The sequence below is a fragment of the Marinobacter flavimaris genome (genome assembly GCF_002933295.1).
GTDB classification, from domain to species: Bacteria; Pseudomonadota; Gammaproteobacteria; order Pseudomonadales; family Oleiphilaceae; genus Marinobacter; species Marinobacter flavimaris.
Genome location: NZ_PSSW01000006.1, coordinates 229,463 through 247,209 on the forward strand (window position 1 = coordinate 229,463; position 17,747 = coordinate 247,209).

11 protein-coding genes are annotated in these 17,747 nt (G+C 61.0%); 5 read left to right on the top strand and 6 right to left on the bottom strand.

What is annotated here, in order from left to right; genetic code table 11:
• Window positions 1-15: 15 nt before the first annotated feature.
• Genes recD through recC form a run of 3 tightly spaced genes read right to left on the bottom strand, consistent with a single transcriptional unit; the run spans window position 16 to window position 9,631 of the window.
• Window positions 16-2,289 carry an exodeoxyribonuclease V subunit alpha gene (recD, locus tag MDHKLMBL_RS13175; protein ID WP_104270976.1) on the bottom strand — a complete coding sequence of 758 codons (2,274 nt, stop codon included), beginning with the start codon at window positions 2,287-2,289 and terminating at the stop codon, window positions 16-18.
• Window positions 2,286-6,008 carry an exodeoxyribonuclease V subunit beta gene (recB, locus tag MDHKLMBL_RS13180; protein ID WP_104270977.1) on the bottom strand — a complete coding sequence of 1,241 codons (3,723 nt, stop codon included), beginning with the start codon at window positions 6,006-6,008 and terminating at the stop codon, window positions 2,286-2,288. Before recB ends, recD begins: the two co-directional genes overlap by 4 nt.
• On the bottom strand, window positions 6,005-9,631 hold the full coding sequence (gene recC / locus MDHKLMBL_RS13185; RefSeq protein WP_104270978.1) for an exodeoxyribonuclease V subunit gamma: 3,627 nt from the start codon (window positions 9,629-9,631) through the stop codon (window positions 6,005-6,007). Before recC ends, recB begins: the two co-directional genes overlap by 4 nt.
• Window positions 9,632-9,786: 155 nt before the next feature.
• On the opposite strand from recC, the gene MDHKLMBL_RS13190 reads away from it, so the two are divergent.
• Window positions 9,787-10,572, top strand: a complete 786-nt coding sequence (locus MDHKLMBL_RS13190; RefSeq protein WP_053113407.1) for an SDR family NAD(P)-dependent oxidoreductase — start codon at window positions 9,787-9,789, stop codon at window positions 10,570-10,572.
• Between the two features lie 18 nt (window positions 10,573-10,590).
• Here the strand turns inward: MDHKLMBL_RS13190 and MDHKLMBL_RS13195 are convergent, their stop codons facing one another.
• Complete coding sequence (locus MDHKLMBL_RS13195; RefSeq protein ID WP_053113408.1) at window positions 10,591-10,881, bottom strand: DUF6482 family protein; 291 nt, start codon at window positions 10,879-10,881, stop codon at window positions 10,591-10,593.
• 77 nt (window positions 10,882-10,958) lie between these two features.
• On the opposite strand from MDHKLMBL_RS13195, the gene MDHKLMBL_RS13200 reads away from it, so the two are divergent.
• Window positions 10,959-11,390, top strand: coding sequence for a hypothetical protein (locus tag MDHKLMBL_RS13200; RefSeq protein ID WP_053113409.1), 432 nt, complete (start codon window positions 10,959-10,961; stop codon window positions 11,388-11,390).
• A gap of 83 nt (window positions 11,391-11,473) precedes the next feature.
• Window positions 11,474-11,914 carry a DUF4864 domain-containing protein gene (locus MDHKLMBL_RS13205; RefSeq protein ID WP_092030643.1) on the top strand — a complete coding sequence of 147 codons (441 nt, stop codon included), beginning with the start codon at window positions 11,474-11,476 and terminating at the stop codon, window positions 11,912-11,914.
• A 5-nt stretch (window positions 11,915-11,919) separates the two neighbouring features.
• On the opposite strand, the gene folM is transcribed toward MDHKLMBL_RS13205, so the two are convergent.
• Window positions 11,920-12,627: a dihydromonapterin reductase gene (gene folM / locus MDHKLMBL_RS13210; RefSeq protein ID WP_053113411.1), complete on the bottom strand. Its 708-nt coding sequence runs from the start codon at window positions 12,625-12,627 to the stop codon at window positions 11,920-11,922.
• Between the two features lie 105 nt (window positions 12,628-12,732).
• Here folM and MDHKLMBL_RS13215 point away from each other — a divergent pair, with 105 nt between their 5' ends.
• Both MDHKLMBL_RS13215 and MDHKLMBL_RS13220 read left to right on the top strand, forming a co-directional pair.
• Entirely contained in the window at window positions 12,733-14,442 is a 1,710-nt protein-coding gene (locus tag MDHKLMBL_RS13215) for a VRR-NUC domain-containing protein (protein WP_104270979.1), read from the top strand.
• Complete coding sequence (locus MDHKLMBL_RS13220) at window positions 14,439-16,736, top strand: ATP-dependent DNA helicase (RefSeq protein ID WP_241956231.1); 2,298 nt, start codon at window positions 14,439-14,441, stop codon at window positions 16,734-16,736. Before MDHKLMBL_RS13215 ends, MDHKLMBL_RS13220 begins: the two co-directional genes overlap by 4 nt.
• On the opposite strand, the gene cra is transcribed toward MDHKLMBL_RS13220, so the two are convergent.
• Window positions 16,657-17,691 (bottom strand): catabolite repressor/activator, encoded by a 1,035-nt coding sequence (gene cra, locus MDHKLMBL_RS13225; protein ID WP_104270980.1) that lies wholly within the window; start codon window positions 17,689-17,691, stop codon window positions 16,657-16,659. The genes MDHKLMBL_RS13220 and cra overlap by 80 nt on opposite strands.
• Window positions 17,692-17,747: the final 56 nt, after the last annotated feature.

Below are 17,747 nucleotides of genomic sequence, written 5' to 3' on the forward strand. Positions count from 1 at the left end.
TGGAGGCGATACCCATTAGTCAGTAGATTCCACAAGTGCGAGCGCCAAACCTGAGGCCCTGGAGACCTGCTGCGAGACGGCCTCCCTGAGCACCGGAATGTCCCCAACAATCAGGCTGAACCAGTTTCTGGCGCGGGTGATGCCGGTATAGACCAGCTCTTTTGTCAGGACCGGGCTCAAACGGTCCGGCAAGACCAGGCAGGTGTGGTTGAACTCCGAACCCTGGGATTTGTGCACCGTCATGGCGTACACGGTTTCCAGCTGCTGCAGACGACTGGGCGAGATCCAGCGAATACCGCCAGCGGTGTCGCTATCCGGAAACGCCACCCGCAGGGTATAGCGGGGCTCACCGGTGTCGGTCCGATCCCAGGGCACGTTGACGGCAATGCCAATGTCGCCGTTCATCAGGCCCAGGTTGTAGTCGTTGCCGGTAATCAGCACAGGCCGGCCCTCATACCAGCCCTCGGCCCGCGGGATCAGTTTTTCAGCCAGTAACTGCTTTGCGATCCGGTCGTTGAGGCCTTCTACGCCCCAGGGGCCCTTGCGCAGGGCACAGAGCACCTGAAAGTCACTGAAGGCTTCAAGGAGCTGCACCGCCATCGCATCCCAGTCTTCGCGGGGGCTGTTTTCGTTCAGGCCATGATTCTGCAAGCGTTCGAGGTAATGGCGGTAACCAACGGGTGGTGGCAGGCTTTGGCCATTCACTTGCCGGCCCTGCCCGGCATTTCGGAATGCCTCGGGTGAGCCGGTGATGGCATGTCGACACACCAGGTCCAGGGTGTCTTCCGTATCCCCACTTTTCGACCGGCTGTTAAGCAAAATGACATCGTCGAATTCTGCTTGCCGGATCTGGCGCAACATGGCGTTATCAAGCGCATTGGTATTCACAGCTTCGGCAAAGGCGCGGATACCGCTGTCCTCCCGGAACCGGTAGCTCTTGCGCAGCATGGCCACGGCCTGATCCATGGGTTGGCCGGTTTCGTCCACCAGTGACTCCGGTATCTCGCCTCCGGCCAAGGCGGCCAGCCACCGGGCAGTTTCCGGAGTGTAATGCGCCAGCAACGCCCGCTGGCACAGCTCCCCCAGTACCGCACCGGCGTCCACCGAGGCCAGCTGGTCCTTGTCGCCCAACAGGATCAGCTGGGCGTTGGCGGGCAGGGCATCAAACACCGACGCCATAAGATCCACGTCCACCATCGAGGCCTCGTCGATCACCAGGATATCCACCAGCAAAGGGTTGTCCCGGTTATGGCGGAATTTGCGGGTATCCGGCCGGCTGCCCAGTAACCGGTGCAGGGTAGTGACCCTGGTGGGGATATCATTCAGGTCCACGTTGCCCGGCAGTTCGGCAAGGGGTAACCGGCTCACCGCACCACCGATGGATTCGTTCAGTCGGGCTGCCGCCTTGCCGGTCGGGGCTGCCAGGCGGATCCGGTATTTCCGACCGGCCCGTTCGGGGGATTCCCCGGCGACGGCCTGCAGGGCCGCCAGCAGGTTGACCACGGTGGTGGTCTTGCCGGAGCCCGGCCCGCCGGTGATCACGGCGAAATGGTTGCGGGCCGCCAGGGCACAGGCCAGTTTCTGGTAATCCACCGGTTCTGACGACCGGAACAGCGTATCCAGAGCGAGAGACAGGGTGCGGGCCGGACCGGATTCCGGATCTGCCAGGGGTGATGGCAAAGCCAGGCGGTGCCGGATACCCGCCGCAATGCGTTGTTCGTAGCGCCAGAATCTGCGCAGATAGAGCCGGGTTCCGTTCAGCACCAGGGGTGTTGTATGTGAGCCATCACTTACGGCGCAGGCGCCTTCCAGTATGATCAAGCATTCCGGCAGCGTTACAAGTGCAAGCACGTCGGCGGGCTTGGGCCGGTCCGGCTCGCTGGTGCCGGAATCGGTGAGCGGCTCCTGGACCGACTCCTCTGGCGGCAGTGACAGGGTATGCCCGGCATCGGCCAGGAGATTGCCCAGATCGACGCAGACATGGCCACGCCCCACCTGATGGGAGACCAGTGCCGCCAGCAGCAGGAGCAGTGGGTCCGGGCGTTCGCCCTGCTCTTCCGAGAGCTCCCGGATCAGCCGGGCAAACCCCACATCCAGCGCGCGGATCCACTCCGCCTGCTGCCAGTGCAGCAGCAGGGTCTCGGTTCTATCCGGGCTCGAGAGCAGATCGTTGATATCGAAGGTGGTATCACCGGCAGCGGGTACGGTCGGCGTTTCCGCAGCGATGTCCTCCGCGAACAGATCAATCTGGTGGTCGGACTTTCCGGTTTGGGAGCGGGAACGGCTCATGCGGCCACCTCCGCAACCGACTCGCCATCAAACAGGGCATCCAGTTGTTCAATCAGGGCTCTGGGCGGTTTGTCGGTGAAGGCGCCACCTGTGCTGGAATCAATGCCTCGCAGGAACAGATACACCGCGCCGCCAATGTGTCGGTCGTAGTCGTAATCCGGCAAACGGGCTTTAAGCAGCCGGTGCAGGGCCAGCAGGTAGAGCACGTATTGCAGATCGTAGCGTTTATCCAGGATGGCGTTGCCCATTGCCTGATCGGTATAGGCGCTGTCGTCTTCGCCCAGGGTATTGGATTTGTAGTCCAGCACGTAATAGCGCCCGTTGTGTTCGAACACCAGATCGATAAACCCCTTGAGCATCCCGTTGAATCGGGTCTCTTCGACTCGGGGACGGTCCGCGCGATTCAGGGTGTGCACGGTTACCAGCTCGTCGAGTTTGCGGATACTGACGTTGCGGCTTTCAAACCAGAACTCCAGTTCCGGGCGCAGGGTGATCAGGTCCGCCAGGCAGACGGTTTCTGCACCGGCCCGGTCGAGGCTCAATGGTTTGCTGATCAATGCCAGCAACCAGCGCTCCAGCGGCTCCACCCATTCGTTCCAGCCACGAGTGCCGCAGCGCCGGGTCAGCTGCTCATGAAGTAGCGGCGGGTTATCCACAACCCGCTGAAACCCCTGCTGTGTGCACCATTCCAGCAATTCGTGCAGGAAGGTGCCGGGTCCGGCGCCTTTCGGAAAGTTATGCTGGTTGCGCTGGTTGGCCATTTGAGCCGGGTTTTCCTCTTCGTCCAGGGTACTTTCTTCCAGCAGGTTCTGGGTCTGGGCATCTTCCACCTCACCGGTAAACGCGATCCCGGTGCCGGTCATGCCGGTGTATTCGATGGAGGAGTAGCTGGCAATCCACCAGTCCTCTCTGGCCTCGCGGGAAGAGACCATGGCCGGGCCAAGCGCTTCCGGCGCCGGTTCGTGGTAGTGCGTATCGTCCGGATCCGGTAACGGGGCTATCCGGATCTCTGCTCTGCCCTCTGCCAGTTTCCCCAGGCAGTCGCTGATACGGCTTTGCCCTTCGCCGGCAATCAGGTAGCCCAGTCCGCTTTGCTGCCAGTTGTCCAGGGCCGCCGTGCCGACCCAGGTGGCGAAGCGGGCCCGGGTCAGGGCCACGTAGAGCTTGCGGATATCCTCGCCTAGGCGCTCCCGGTCCGCCCTGGCCACGTCGTCCGGCGACGGGTCGAATACCGTGACCAGCCTGCCCTGCTCATTGTGATAGCGCACGAAGGCCTGCTTTTCACTCTGGGCGCGAAAGGCCGTGCCAAAGGGCAGAAACACCAGCGGGTATTCCAGACCCTTGGACTTGTGCACGGTGATGACCTTTACCAGGCCGGCATCACTCTCCAGCCGCAGGGTACGGTGTTCATCTTCCTCTTCGGCTGCACGCAGAATCTGGGTGTAGTGGTGCACCAGGGCATGCTCGCCGTCCAGTTGCAGGCTGTCCTGCTGCAGCAACTCGGCAATGTGCAGAATGTCGGTCAACCGCCGTTCGCCGTCAGGGCGTTGCAGTAACCGGCCTGGCACCTCGAAATCCATCAGGAAGGTTCGCAGCATGGGCAGTACACCCTGCTTCTGCCATTGCTGCTGGTAACCAATAAAACGCTCGATTTCCCGTTCCAGCACGAGCTCGTCGGTGAGCAGCTGATTCATGGCATGCCAGGACTGACCGAGGGTGGGTGTAGCGAGGGCCGCGCGGATATAGGCCAGCTGCCGGGGCTCGGCAAATGCCCGAAGCCAGCAGAGCATTTCCTGTGATTCCCGTGAGGTCAGCACCGAATCACGGTCTGACAGGTACACACTCTTGATACGTCGCTGGCCCAGAGCCTCCCGAACTGCGCTGGCCTCGTTGCGGTTGTTGACCAGTATCGCGATGTCTTTGGGGGCAACCGGCTCCAGATCCTCGGGATGATCGGGCCGCGCAAAACCGGCCTGCCCGGCCTGGCCCAGGGTCAGCAATTGGGCGATCTCACTGGCGCAGGTTTCCGCCACATCGGCGGTGGCAGTGCCCTTGGCCATACCTTTCGGATTGCCGTCCCTGTCCTCTTCCCCGGATTCGTGGGTCCAGAACACCAGGCTGGGCTGCACTTCCCCGTTGATCGACCAGCTTCGTTTGGTGCCATGGGCGTCCACACCCTGGAACGGCAGCGGTGAGGTATCGCCCTTGCCGAACAGGAAGGCGCCGTCCCGGCTGTTCTGGTCACTGTGTTCAAAGACCCGGTTAACCGCCGCCACCATGGTCTTGGCGGAGCGGAAGTTCTTACCCAGTGTGTAGGTGCGCTCTTTCACGCCCTGCCGGGCCTGCAGGTAGGTGTAGATGTCGGCACCCCGGAAACCGTATATGGCCTGCTTCGGATCGCCGATCATCAGCAGGCAGGTACCGTGATCGCCACCTGCCACGTTGTAGATGCGGTCGAAGATTCGGTACTGCACCGGGTCGGTGTCCTGGAATTCGTCAATCAGAGCAACGGGAAACTGGCGACGGATCGTCGCGGCCAGCTGGTCGCCCCGGGGGCCGTGCAGCGCATCGTCCAGCCGGGTGAGCAGATCGTCAAAGCCCATTTCCGAGCGTTTCTGCTTTTCTGACTCCAGCCGCTCGGCAATCCAGTGGCTGGCGTGGCGCAGAATGTCGGATTTGGCGTTGGGCTGGTTCTGGCTGAAATCCAGCAGCGCTCCGATGGCATCAAAGGCCGGGTGATGAGGGGCAGGATCATCGCCCTTGAGAATCTTGTCGAGCCCTTCGGGCGTCTGATTCTTGAAGCCCGCGGCGCTATCGATCTTTTCGGGCAAAAGGTCGTCCGATTCCGCCCAGGCAACCAGCAAATCCCAGACCTTGATCATGGCATTCTTGCTGGCGCCATGGAGTCGCTTGCTCTTGTTCAGATCGCTCAGCAGCTCGATGACGTCATCGCGCCACTGGCTCCAGGGGTGGGCTTTCAGAGACTGTGACTGTTCCAGACGCCGGCGGACCACCTGATCGATGGCTTTATGAACGCTCTCCGGGGGTGTGCCCAGGCTCAGGGGATCGTCAATCAGATTGCGAACACCCTGGCGCAGGTCCCCGGGGGTTTTCCAGTGGCTCAGGGCCTCGTCCATCAGCGCCGGCGGCAGAGGATAGACAAAGGTGCGCCAGTAATCCCGGGCGACCTCGTCCAGCAATTCGCTCTGGTCGGTTTCGAGGGTGAGTTTGAACAGGCTGCCGCTGTCGAAGGCGTGCTCGCTGAGCATGCGGTTGCAGAAACTGTGGATGGTCGATACCGCCGCCTCGTCCATCCATTCGGCGGCCAATAGCAGCTTCTTTCGGCATTCCGGCCAGCTGGCCGGATCCGGGTAGCTTTCATCCCGTAGCTGGTAGATCAGTGCCGTCTCCGCGGGTGGATTGGGCTCGTCGGGCGCGTCAGAAAACACCTCGGCGGCCTGGGTGAGCCGGGTGCGGATACGGTCACGCAGTTCCTTGGTGGCGGCCTCGGTAAAAGTGACCACCAGCAGGTTGGGAGGCAGCAGGTTCTGCAGAGGGCTGTCGGGCGACTGGCCGTGGCCAAGCACCAGGCGTACGTACAGAATAGCAATGGTAAAGGTTTTGCCGGTGCCGGCACTGGCCTCGATCAGAGCACTGCCGTTGAGGGCCAGTGCCAGGGGATCCAGGTTCGGATTCCGGTTGGTCATCTGCTCGGTCATTCCAGGCCTCCGATCTGATCTGCAGCCGATTTGTCCTGCTCGGCTTCCCAAACCGGCACGTAGAGCTGATGCAGCAGGGCTTCGAATTCACCGCTGGCCATCAGCAGCTCCGGTGTTTCAAAGGCTCCTCTCAGGTAACCCGTATCCCGCTCCAGAGCAATGGTATATGCCTGCTGCGCCTCTGATATGGCTCGTTCATGGTCACCGACGTACTTTTTGCTGCCGTAGAAACTGGTGATCCAGGCAAAGCCGGCCTCGCAGTGAATGGGCAGCGCCCGGGTGGTGGCGTCCATCCACCCGCTGAGCACCGTTTCGAACAATGGTCTGGCCTGTTCCGGATGCAATGGAGCAAGGCGGAATTTCCGTCCCTCCTCCTTGCCCAGAACCAGGGTCTCAAAAGGTTGACCGCCGAGCTGGCCTGCCAGATGGATCAGCCAGTCCCGCATCAGATTGGCATAGCGTACTTTCTTGCTGGATCCTGAACCGGTCAGCAGGCTGGAACTCGCCACCACCAGCCGGCACAGCTCTCCCTGGGCATTGCAGCGCAGGTTGTCGATCAGATCCGCGATTTCCACCGAACCCAGGGCGCTTTCAAACCGGTAATCAAAGGGCAGCGGTTCAGCAACCGCTTCCGGCCAGTCAGCCAGTGCGTTCTGGTAACGCTCGAACAGATCGGGCAAGCGCCCCGCCAGCTCGGAACGCAGGCGGTGTTCGGTCACGCCCATACCCAGGTCGCCGCGTCGCGCCATGCGGTCCAGAGTTGCCTGCAACCTATCGTGCAGTTCCTCGTCGCTGCTGGCTTTCAATAGCCCGTCCTGGATCAGCTCGTTGTCCAGGCGCCAGCGGTCCAGGCCGTCCAGCTCGAAATTTTCGTTGTCGGTGTCGTCGTCTTCAACATCCTCGAAGCGCACCTGCAGCCGGCGCTGGTAAAAGGTGTCGATGGGCTTTTTCAGGAAAGCCGCCAGATCGTTCAGACTGATGGGCTCTTCGGGTGCCTGGTAAGGTAGTGCCGACTGTGTCTGCGCGGCAGCCTCACCACCATGGGCACTGCGCCATTCCCGCTCGTAGGTGAATAACCGGCGTGCCTCCAACACCTCGGCCAGGGGACGGGGCGAACTGTTTTCCCCCTTTCCACCCGCCTCCAGCCCGTTGGCTTTCGGGAAATAGCTCCGGCTGAACGGCTGCAACGGGTGTTGGGTCGTCAGTGCCTCGATGACCCTGGTTTCGGGTTGCCCTGACACAGACCAGAGACTGTCCAGATGATCCTGAAGCTGCCCCACCAGAACCGACGGCGGCCGTTCCGAATCGTCCTTGATGCTGCGGCCGACCCAGCTGATGTAAAGCTGCTCCCGGGCAGACAACAGGGCTTCCAGGAACAGGTAGCGATCGTCTTCCCGGCGGGATCGGTCCCCCGGGCGGTAATCATGGGCCATGAGATCGAAATCCACCGGCGGCCGGGAGCGGGGATAGTCGCCGTCGTTCATGCCCAGCAGGCACACTTTCCGGAAGGGTATGGCACGCATGGGCATCAGGGTGGCGAAATTGACCTTGCCGGCCAGGAAACGCTGGTTCAGGCCGCCTTCATCCAGCCCCTCCAGCAGCACATCCTTGACGATGTTCAGGGGCAGGGTCTGTTCCTCAAGGCCCGCTGCCAGGGCGTCTTCCAGCCACTGCGCCAACTGGCGGCGGAAACGGTTCAGCAGCAACAGGTCGCTGCCTTCGACCTTATGGAAGAACTGCCCGAGCATCTCTGAGAACAGGCCCTCCCATTCGTCCGGTGTGCGATGGGTCTGCAGCGCCTGCCAGAGGGTTTCCAGCTGATGCACAAAGTCGTTCAGGCGGCCGGCAAGGCTGGCCTGCAGGCCCCCGATTTCCCCGAAGGGTTCCACACCGGCCCAGGGCTCATCGTCGCCCATGCCATAGCCCAGCAGCATCGAACGCAGCCCGGATTGCCAGGTGTTGCGCTCCAGCTCGGCGGGCAGGTCCAGGCTTTCCCGGTGCTGGCCGTGCAGACCCCAGCGGATATTGGCGCCCTCGACCCAGCGACGAGCCAGGGGGATCTCGTCTTCATTGATCCCGAAACGGTCCCGTATGCCGGGTACTTCCAGCAGGCTGATGATCTCACTCACCGCAAAACGGCTGCGGGGCAGTGACATCAGGGTTTCCAGGGCAATCAGCACCGGCTCGTGGTGGCGCTGGCCCTGGTCGGAAATGGTGAAGGGAATGTGGCGCTTCCGGCCCGGCTGGTAGCGGCCGAATACGGCCTGGATGTGGGGCGCGTACACGTTGATATCGGGCACCATCACGATGACGTCCCGGGGCCGCAGCGTGGGATCGACGTTGAAGGCGGCGAGAAGCTGATCGTGCAGAATTTCCACTTCCCGCTGGGGGCTGTGGGCCTCGTGGAACGCCAGGGAATGATCCCGCTGAATATCCAGTTGTCGTTGTTGCTGGCGGATTTCCTGGAGGGGCGTCAGGTTGTGGATATCGTTCTGCAGCTGATGCAGCAGGCGCGGTGCGTCCTCGTTGCCATGGTCCGAGAAAATATCAATTTTCTGGTCGGGGGTCTGGAAGCTGCCCCGGTACTGGTCCGGGTTGTCGAACTCGTCCAGCAGCCGGATGTAGTCCCGGCCCTGCTTGCCCCAGGCGGCCAGCAGTGGATTGGCGTGCTGGTGCAGCTGGTCCGGATCCTCAATGGCGGAAAGTGTCGGATGGGTCCTGCCCCGTTTGCGTTCGGCGGTGAGTAGTTCCCGGTCGCTGATGATGTCGGCCCAGTAGAACTGGCAGGGGTTGTGAACACACAGCACCACCTGACTGAACCGGCTCAGGACGTACAGGGCTTCCAGAGCTTGCCGTGGCAGCGACGAGACGCCAAACACCACGATCCGGGTTGGCAGCCGGGACGGGTTGGCCGGCGCCTGAAGTCGCTGGCCCTGTTCCATGAACCGGGTATGGATCTGGGAGCGGCTGGTATGAGCGTCTGCGCCCACATCCTCAACCAGCCGGCGCCAGAGCAGGGGCTGCCAGCGGGTTTCCGCATCCAACGACTTTTCCTCGGCCCGGGCCGTGATAATCACGTCCTTGCCCTGCTCCCAGGCAGCCAGCCAGTCGGCCCGGAACACCTGGTACTGATCAAACAGATCGGCCACCTTTTCGGCCAGCTGGAAATTGCGCAGGTCCGGATCGTTACCTTCCAGAAACCGGGCGAGCGGTGTAAAGGCCTCGTCCTGCCCCACCAGACGTGGCAATAACCGGTACAGCCGCCACACCAGCCGCCGTTTGTCGAAGGGCGACTGTTCCGGTACCTCACCGTCCGGAAGCACGGCCCGGTAGGCTTGCCAGATAAACCGGGCCGGGAACAGGAAATCCATACCGGCGGCAATCCCAAGGCCGCCCTCAAGGCCATCTTCGGTGCGCTTCTCCGCCAGCGCCAGCTTTAGCCACTGGGCAATACCGTTGCTCTGCACCAGGAAGGTCTCGCTCTCCAGTGGCGGCATGGGGTTGTGCCGACAGATGTAGACAACGGCCCGGCGCAAGTCTTCCAGATGGTTGGCGTGGATTGCGTGAAACCCGGGTTCGATCCTGGCGCGTTGCTCGGTGGGCTCGGTGGAGAGTGCGGCCATGAATTTCCTTGTCTGGTGTGCAGTTCAATCCTGTTGCTACAGGTTACCGTATGTGACCACAGATGCGGACTGTCTGAAACGTCTGATCTCCAAAAATCATAACGGCCCGTCGCGACAAACGGTGTCGTGAATTATCGGCAAAAGGGAGAAGCACTATGTGGACACTGATCACTGGCGCGGGGTCGGGCATTGGGCGGGCCCTGGCCCTGGAACTTGCTGCTCAAGGCCACGACCTGATCCTTGCAGGTCGCACCGTGTCGAAGCTGGAGGAGGTCGCGACAAAGCTCCGCGTGGAGGCGCCCGACCGTGAAGTGATGACGCTGGAAGTGGACCTTGCGGATCCCGAAAGCACCCGCAATCTGGCTCAACAGCTAAGTGATGCCGTCGATCATCTCTCAGCGTTCGTGTATTGCGCTGGCGTGGGTGAGCCGGCTGCGGATTTTGCCAGCCTTGGGCTCATCGATTTCCAGGAAGCCCTGGCCGTGAACGTGTCCGCGCCCATGCTGCTCACCCAATCGTTGTTACCGATACTCAAAGGGGGTGAACCCTCGTCGCGAATCGTGATGATTGGTGCGGGTATGGACAAGCATGCGCAACCCGGAACGGGCAGCTACGGGATCAGCAAGATGGCGCTGCGTCGGCTGGTGCGTCAGATGTCCGTTGAGTTCGACACCATGTCGGACGGGCCGGTTGTCAGCCTCTTTCAGCCGGGGCTGGTGGATACGCCGGGTATTCGAAGCCATATCGACAAGGCGGGCAAGTTAGATCTGCCCCACGCGGAGTGGCTGGCCAATCGTCTGACGTCGGGGGATTGCCTGAGTGCCGAACAGGCCGCCAGTGCCATCGTGTTTACGCTCAATCAGATACCGGAGAGCGATTTTCACGGGGCCGTTTTCAACGGCGCCGATCTGGTGGATTCGCTCTCATTCGCTGGAAGCTAGGGGAACGTCAAGCGGGCCCTAGAGAGGGACCCGCATGGTTTCGGAGCCGCTGTCAGGCATACCAATCATTTCATCGGTTCCAGTCGGCGGAATCACCTCGGTGCGCTCGACCTCGTATTCGTGGAAATGTTCTCGCACGGCACAGGCGCCGGTGAACATGACTGGCTTGTCGTAGGGGTCCGTCAGAACGTAGCCCTGACCCTCCAGATAGAACCGCACCATATAATAGCGTCCTTCCATCGAGACAATCTCCAACAGAGAAATCGTGTCGTGCTTGTGTTTTTTCAGTTCGCCAGTGTCCATGTGCATGGGAAGTCTCCCGCAGGTTTGTTGTCGTAAGGAAGGGTACGAACCGCTTTCCGTTACAGGTCATAAAGCGAGCAACTATGAGCAGGATTGATTTGGTGAAAGCCGCCGTGGACGAGCAGTTGAATGACAGCTACGACCTGCTGGCCATGCGGATGCTGTTCCCCCCGGACCGCGTGGAAGTGAAAATTGATCAGGAAATCAAAGATCTGTACGTGTATCCGGAAAGGCTCGATACCGGGTATCGCGACGAATGGCGAGCCATTGCTACCCGGGCCCTGTTCCGGAACGCCTTTGGCGATCACTGGCGGCCTGATGAGGAGAATCTGGAGCGCTACCTGGATTTTCTGAGGGATGAGGCCATTCCCCGCTGTGTTCACGATAATATCGAACTGTTTCGTATGCTCGGCGAGGTCCTTTCAATCGCGAGGTCTGACAACGCCATTGCCTTCCCGGATCCAAAGCGTCGGGCCCTGATGAAGATCATCTGGCCGGAGAAGGCGCGTCGGTGAGAGTAAGCTGGCTGGCGGAACGCGAATCCGGAGCCCTGATCCGACCGTATTGTTTAAAAGATGAACAATAGAGAGGTGCCATCTTGGGTCACCAACACATCGTTTCCGGAAAGTGGCTGATTCCCGTGCTTCTGGCTTTCATTGGCTTCGCGGTTCTCGGGTCCCCACAGTCTGTGGCCAGTGACAAAGACGCAGAAATCCGCGACACCATCCTGCGCCAGATCGAAGCGTTTGCGAACAACGACGAGGAGCAGGCCTGGGCCCACGCCTCCGAGGGTATCAAGCGTCGATTCGGGTCGTCACAGGTGTTTGTCGATATGGTTCGTGAAGCCTACCCGGCGGTGCACAACGCCACGGCCATCGAGTTTACCCAGCGCGTGCCCCACGGCGCCTTTGAAATCCAGGTGGTGCGGTTGCAGGGGCCGGAGGGCAAGCGATGGGACGCCTATTACCGGATGGTGCTCACTGAAGGGGTCTGGAAGGTGGCCGGCGTGAGACTCCAGCCGGCCGAGCTGGGCATTTAACGGTATCAAACCAGATGGCGCCCACCATCCAGGGGCAGGGTGCGGCCCGTGATATAGGGGTTGTCCAGCAGAAACTGAAGCGTGGCGACAGCGACCTCAGCCCCCGGTTCTATTCCCATAAGCGACTTCTTCAGGGTTTTCTCCCGATACGCCTGGCTATCGCCCTGGTTGAACATGATCAGGGACGGCGCCACGGCGTTCACCTTGACCCTGGGCGCCAGTAGACGGGCGAACGACAGGGTCAGGTTAGTCAGGGCTGCCTTGCTGGCGGCATAGGCGATATGCTTCGCGCTGCCCTTCTCCACCACGTAGTCGGTCATGTGGATAATGTCGGTTGTCGAACCCTCCTGCTCCAGCATCGACCGGCACGCGAGGTTTATCCGGTAAGGTGTCATCACGTGAATCTGCATCATGGCGTTCATCACGTCTGCCGGGTCGGAGTCTTCGCTCTCTGGTATCCAGTCCGAGGCATTGTGGATAATGGCACGTAGCGTGTCCGTCCGGGATTTCAGGGCCTGGATGAAGTCATCAATGCCCGCATTCGTGGCAAAATCCGCATGGAGACACACTGCTCCCGCCTTCTGCAGCGCGTCGATGGCCGGTCGATAGGAGCGGTAGGTGACGATGATGGGCTGGCCGCGGTCAAGGCAGGCTCTGGCAAAGGCCAGGCCGATGCGTTGGCCGGCGCCGGTAATCAGGATGGGTGCGGTCATGGTGTTCTCCTGTAATCAGTGTCTTACCTACGTTAATGTCATGCCGACGGCTCAACGTGGTAGCGTCACTTTCCCGAACCATCTTGAAGGAAGATCAACCTGGCCATGTCACCGGCGAAGCGACAGAGCACACAACTGGCCACTGCGGATCTCGATAATCCGCTCTATTACCTCGAGAACATGGAAACCGTCCTTGGCTGGGTTCAGAGCCATCACGGTGACTTGCTGACAGCAGAAGAGCTGGATCGACTGGCCAGTTTTCATACCCTTTCAATGCCGGCCCGGGCCTTGCTGACCCGAATGGTGATGCGCACGGGCGATCTCTTCCGGTCGGACAAGCTCAAGTATCCGGAGCTCGGCGTACCAGAGGCCCGTGCCCTCGACGAAATCATGGAGGCAGGCTGGTTGGACACCGATCCTCTGCTCAGCCTGGATGAGCTGTTTCGGTTGTTCACGCTTGGAGAACTGCGTCCGGCCATGGAGCCGCTTTTAAAGGCGGCCGGAGAGCCCGCCAACCTGCCCAAAGGCCGGATGCGCGACGCTCTGCTTCTGCGATTTCCCGACCCTCTGATCGTTGCCGACTGGCTCGGCCAGCACGCCAGACCGGTTATCAGGCTCAAAACCATGGCGTTGTTTGACCGGATGCGCCTGATGTTTTTCGGCAACCTCCGCCAGAGTTGGTCCGATTTTGTGCTGGTGGAACTGGGCCATCAGCAGTATGAGCCGGTGACCTTCACGCCTGATTCCCGGGCGTTCCAGTATCGTTCAGAGGTCGACCTGTATCTTGCCATGCACCAGTGCCGGGAATGGCTGGACCAGGGCGTACTCGCCCACGAGGTTTGGCAGGCGGTTCCGGCACCCTCGGATAACGCCTGGCTGACCAGCCGCCGGGACCGGCTGTTGCTGGAATTGGGCCGGCAGGCAGAGCGCCAGGGGGAACGGAAGCTGGCGTTGGAGGCTTTCGCCAGCAGCGGCCATCGGGAAGCGCGGCTGAAACAGCTCCGGTTGCTGGAGCGGATGAAGCGTCACCAGGAAGCCTGGGCCATTGCCTCCGAGTGGCAGAACCAGGAACTGAGCGATGCTGAAGCCCAGGGCCTGGCGCGGATTCTCAAGCGGCTTGCGAGCCGGCTTGGCGAGATACCGCCACCGCCCCCAGAGCAGCCGCTCATCCGGGAGATCACCTTCACCCTGCCGAAGCCAGAGGTCGGGTCGGTCGAATACGCCGTTCGGGACCACCTGTATCGGGACGAGGCGCCCGTGCTTTATGTGGAGAACACCCTGATCAACGGCCTGTTCGGCCTTCTGTGCTGGCAAACCATTTTTGCGCCGGTGCCGGGGGCCTTTTTCCATCCCTTCCATGTGGGCCCGGCGGACCTGACCCGGGAAGATTTCGTCAGCCGTCGGAAGGGATCGTTCGAGCAATGCTTTGCGCGGCTGGCGGATGGCAGTTATCGGGAGCGGATACTGGCGAATTACCGGGCCAAACAGGGCACCACCAATCCGTTCGTCATCTGGCCGGTCATCACCGAGGAACTGCTGAGCCTGGCGCTGGACTGTCTGCCACCGGCGGATCTGGAACGCCTGTTCCGTCGCCTGCTGTTGAATATCCGGGAGCATCGTAGCGGCTTTCCTGATCTGATCCGGTTTCTCCCCAATGCGGCTGAGCCTGACAAGCGTTATGAAATGATCGAAGTGAAGGGGCCGGGTGACCGTTTGCAGGACCACCAGATTCGTTGGCTCGAGTTCTTTGCGGTTGAAGGCATCCCCGCCAGTGTTTGTTACGTGCGATGGCAGGCGAGCGAGGCGATGGAATGACGGTGACAGTTGCCGTCCGGACTCTGTGCGAGTTTGCCGCGCGTAAGGGCGACCTGGACTTCCGCTATACCCCGGCACCCAGTGCCGAGGAGGGCATTGCTGGCCATCAGGCAATCCAGTCCCGGCGCGGCTACGGCTATAAAAGCGAGCATTTACTGACCGGTGAATGTATGGGGTTATTGCTTTCCGGCCGCGCCGATATCTATAACCCCCACCGAGGCCGGCTGGAAGAGATCAAAACCCATCGGGGCGACCTGTCCCGAATCCGTGAGCATCAGCGGGCACTCCATCGCGCTCAGCTGAGAGCCTACGGCGCGCTGTTGTGCCGGCAGGAAAACCGGAAAACCCTGGAGCTGGCACTGATCTATTACGACACTGGAAGAGACAAGGAAACGCCAGTGGTGGAGACCGCCAGTGCCAAAGAGCTCTGGCAGGAACTGGAAACCCTGTGTAGTCATTACAAGGCCTGGGCTGAGCAGGAAGAACATCACCGCGAGCAGCGCAATGTCCTGCTTTCAGGCCTTAGATTCCCCTTCCCCGCATTTCGCCCCCGGCAGCGCCAGCTGGCGGAGACGGTGTACAAAAACTCGGTAAAGTCCGGCACCCTTTTGCTGGAAGCCCCCACAGGCCTGGGCAAGACCCTCGGCACCCTGTTCCCGGCGTTGATGGCGATGCCAGCAGCCGGCCAGGACCGCCTGTTCTACCTCACCTGTCGCAATACCGCCCGTCAGTTGGCCATGGATGCGGTAGCCCGCCTGCGTTCGGCTCAAGCTGCCCAGCATTGGCCACTGCGAACATTGGAACTGGTCTCGAAAGACGACGCCTGCGAGCACCCGGACAAGGCCTGTCATGGCGATTCCTGCCCCCTGGCTAAAGGGTTTTTCGACCGGCTTCCTGACGCCCGGGCGGAAGCCGCCCAGAGCGAAGGCACGCTGGATCAGCACACTCTGGCGAAGATCGCCGCCGGTCACGATATTTGCCCCTACTTTCTGGCCCAGGAAATGGCCCGGTGGAGCGATGTGGTGATCGGGGATGTGAACCGGCTGTTCGATCAATCCGCCCTGCTCCACGGTTTGATTCGCCAGAACAGCTGGAAGGCCAGCGTGCTGGTGGATGAGGCCCATAACCTGGTGGACCGTGGCCGGGGTATGTATTCGGTTCGGCTGGATCAGCAGCGCTTACTGAGGATCAAAAAAACCGCACCGAAGCCGCTGAAATCCGCCATCGATCGCACCGCCCGCGCCTGGCAGAGCCTGATCCGGGATTACCAGGCTGATACAGAAAGCCCGGAGTTTCTGGAGACACTGCCGACGCAATTGCTGGGTGCCCTGCAGGCGATGGTTTCGAATCTGACCGATTACCTGGCCGATAATCCCCCGGATCTGGCCCTGCAGGAGCTGTTGTTTGAAAGCGTCGCCTTCATGAAGCTGGCGGACTCCTTTGGTGATCATTCCCTGTGTGAGTTCCAGCGCGCCGGTCGGGGGCGGGCCAGCCTGACCCTCCAGAACCTCATTCCGGCGGATTTCCTGCGGGAGCGGTTTGAAGCGGCGCATTCGGTTCTGCTGTTTTCCGCCACCCTGAGCCCCGGTGTTTACTATCGGGATTTGCTGGGATTGCCCGAGGATTCCCGTTTTACCTCCTTGCCCAGCCCGTTCAGCGCCGACCAGCTGCAGGTGCAGTTCACGCCTGGTATCAGCACCCGCCAGGCTCACAGGGAGGCATCACTCAAACCGATTGCCGACCTGATCGCCCGCCAGTTCCGTGAGCGGCCCGGGCATTACCTGGCGTTTTTCAGCAGCTTCAAATACGCGAAGCAGGCCAGCGACGCGTTGGCGGAGCATGCGCCGGATATACCCCAGCGAGCTCAGCAACCGGGCATGTCGCCTCAGCATCGAGCAGACTTTCTGGCCGGTTTCCGGAACCCGGAGGGCAGTGTGGCGTTTGCGGTGTTGGGCGGGGTGTTCAGTGAAGGCATTGATCTGCCCGGCGATCAGTTGATCGGTGCCTTTGTGGCCACCCTGGGCTTGCCGCCGTTCGATGCCTGGCATGAAATCCTGAAGGGTCGCCTCGAAAAACGCTTCGGCGCCGGCTATGACTACACCTATCTGATTCCGGGGCTGCAGAAAGTGGCCCAGGCGGCGGGGCGGGTGATTCGCACCCCGGAAGACCGGGGGGTGATCTGGCTCATTGATGACCGGTTTCTGCAGCCGGCCATCAGCAGGTTTTTTCCGCGCTGGTGGTTTGCACAGGGCGACTCTGCCGATCCGCGGCCCGAGTCTTCAGAGACCGGTTAATCACTATGGTGTCTACAGGGCCTTCCTGTGCAATAGCCGACAGTGCCTGCTCAAGTGTCGCATTGGCGATGGCCTCATGATCCTGGGGCAGAGAGTTGACCGCCAGTGGAAGAAAGTCCAGCAGCCGGTCATCGCCGAAGGTCGCTATTTTCAGAGCCTTCGGAAGCGGGTCCGGCTGATCGAGCAGAACATCCAGAACCCCTTGAAGCAGTGTGAAAGAGGCTGTAACCAAGGCATCCGGCAAGCCATGGTCAGTCAGGATCCGACGCATCATTGCGGCACCGGAGGCGCGATCGTAGTGGAGGCCACTTTCTACCAGCGGGGCAATGCCGGCCTCATTTGCGGCCGCCATAAAACCTTCCCGGCGCTCCCGGGTCATGGCGATCTCCGGCACGGCATCCAGCCAGGCGATACTGCCGGTTTCTCCTTCCAGCACAGAACGGGTCAGGATCTCGGCTGCTGAGCGGTTGTCGCTGACTACACATCGAATCTGATCCGGAGACTGGGCGCGATCAACAGCAATCACCGGTAGACCTTCTTTTTGCAGTTGGGGATAAAAGGGGTCGTCCAGGGACAGAGCACTGGCAACAATCAGGGCGTCGCAGCGCCTTGCTTTCAGTGCTCGGGCCAGGGATTTTTCGGTCTCGGGGTCGTCATCAGAGCCGGCAATCAGGAGCTGATAGCCTCTCGCCCTCGCGCCCTGTTCAAGCAATTTGGCCAGGCGGGCATAACTGGTGTTCTCGAGATCTGGCAGAATAAATCCGAGGGTCCGGCTGGCCCCACCCCGTAGCGCTGCCGCCTGGGTATCTACCTGAAAGTTGTGCTTATGAGCCACCGTAAGCACTTTTTCGATGGTGTCCTGTTTGATGCGCCGTGCAGCCCCCTGACCATTAATGACATAGCTGGCCGTGGTTCTTGAAACGCCGGCAAGCCGGGCAAGTTCTGCAAGGGTCATGGACGACAGCTCCGATTAAAAGATTGCTTGATTTCTGATCATATCTGTTTCACCAT

What these genes read in the sequence shown, in the direction of transcription:
- MDHKLMBL_RS13200 (WP_053113409.1), top strand. Translation starts at nt 10,959, where the DNA reads ATGAGCAGGATTGATTTGGTGAAAGCCGCCGTGGACGAGCAGTTGAAT.
- recB (WP_104270977.1), bottom strand. Translation starts at nt 6,008, where the DNA reads ATGACCGAGCAGATGACCAACCGGAATCCGAACCTGGATCCCCTGGCA.
- folM (WP_053113411.1), bottom strand. Translation starts at nt 12,627, where the DNA reads ATGACCGCACCCATCCTGATTACCGGCGCCGGCCAACGCATCGGCCTG.
- MDHKLMBL_RS13215 (WP_104270979.1), top strand. Translation starts at nt 12,733, where the DNA reads ATGTCACCGGCGAAGCGACAGAGCACACAACTGGCCACTGCGGATCTC.
- recC (WP_104270978.1), bottom strand. Translation starts at nt 9,631, where the DNA reads ATGGCCGCACTCTCCACCGAGCCCACCGAGCAACGCGCCAGGATCGAA.
- MDHKLMBL_RS13190 (WP_053113407.1), top strand. Translation starts at nt 9,787, where the DNA reads ATGTGGACACTGATCACTGGCGCGGGGTCGGGCATTGGGCGGGCCCTG.
- MDHKLMBL_RS13195 (WP_053113408.1), bottom strand. Translation starts at nt 10,881, where the DNA reads ATGCACATGGACACTGGCGAACTGAAAAAACACAAGCACGACACGATT.
- recD (WP_104270976.1), bottom strand. Translation starts at nt 2,289, where the DNA reads ATGAGCCGTTCCCGCTCCCAAACCGGAAAGTCCGACCACCAGATTGAT.
- MDHKLMBL_RS13220 (WP_241956231.1), top strand. Translation starts at nt 14,439, where the DNA reads ATGACGGTGACAGTTGCCGTCCGGACTCTGTGCGAGTTTGCCGCGCGT.
- cra (WP_104270980.1), bottom strand. Translation starts at nt 17,691, where the DNA reads ATGACCCTTGCAGAACTTGCCCGGCTTGCCGGCGTTTCAAGAACCACG.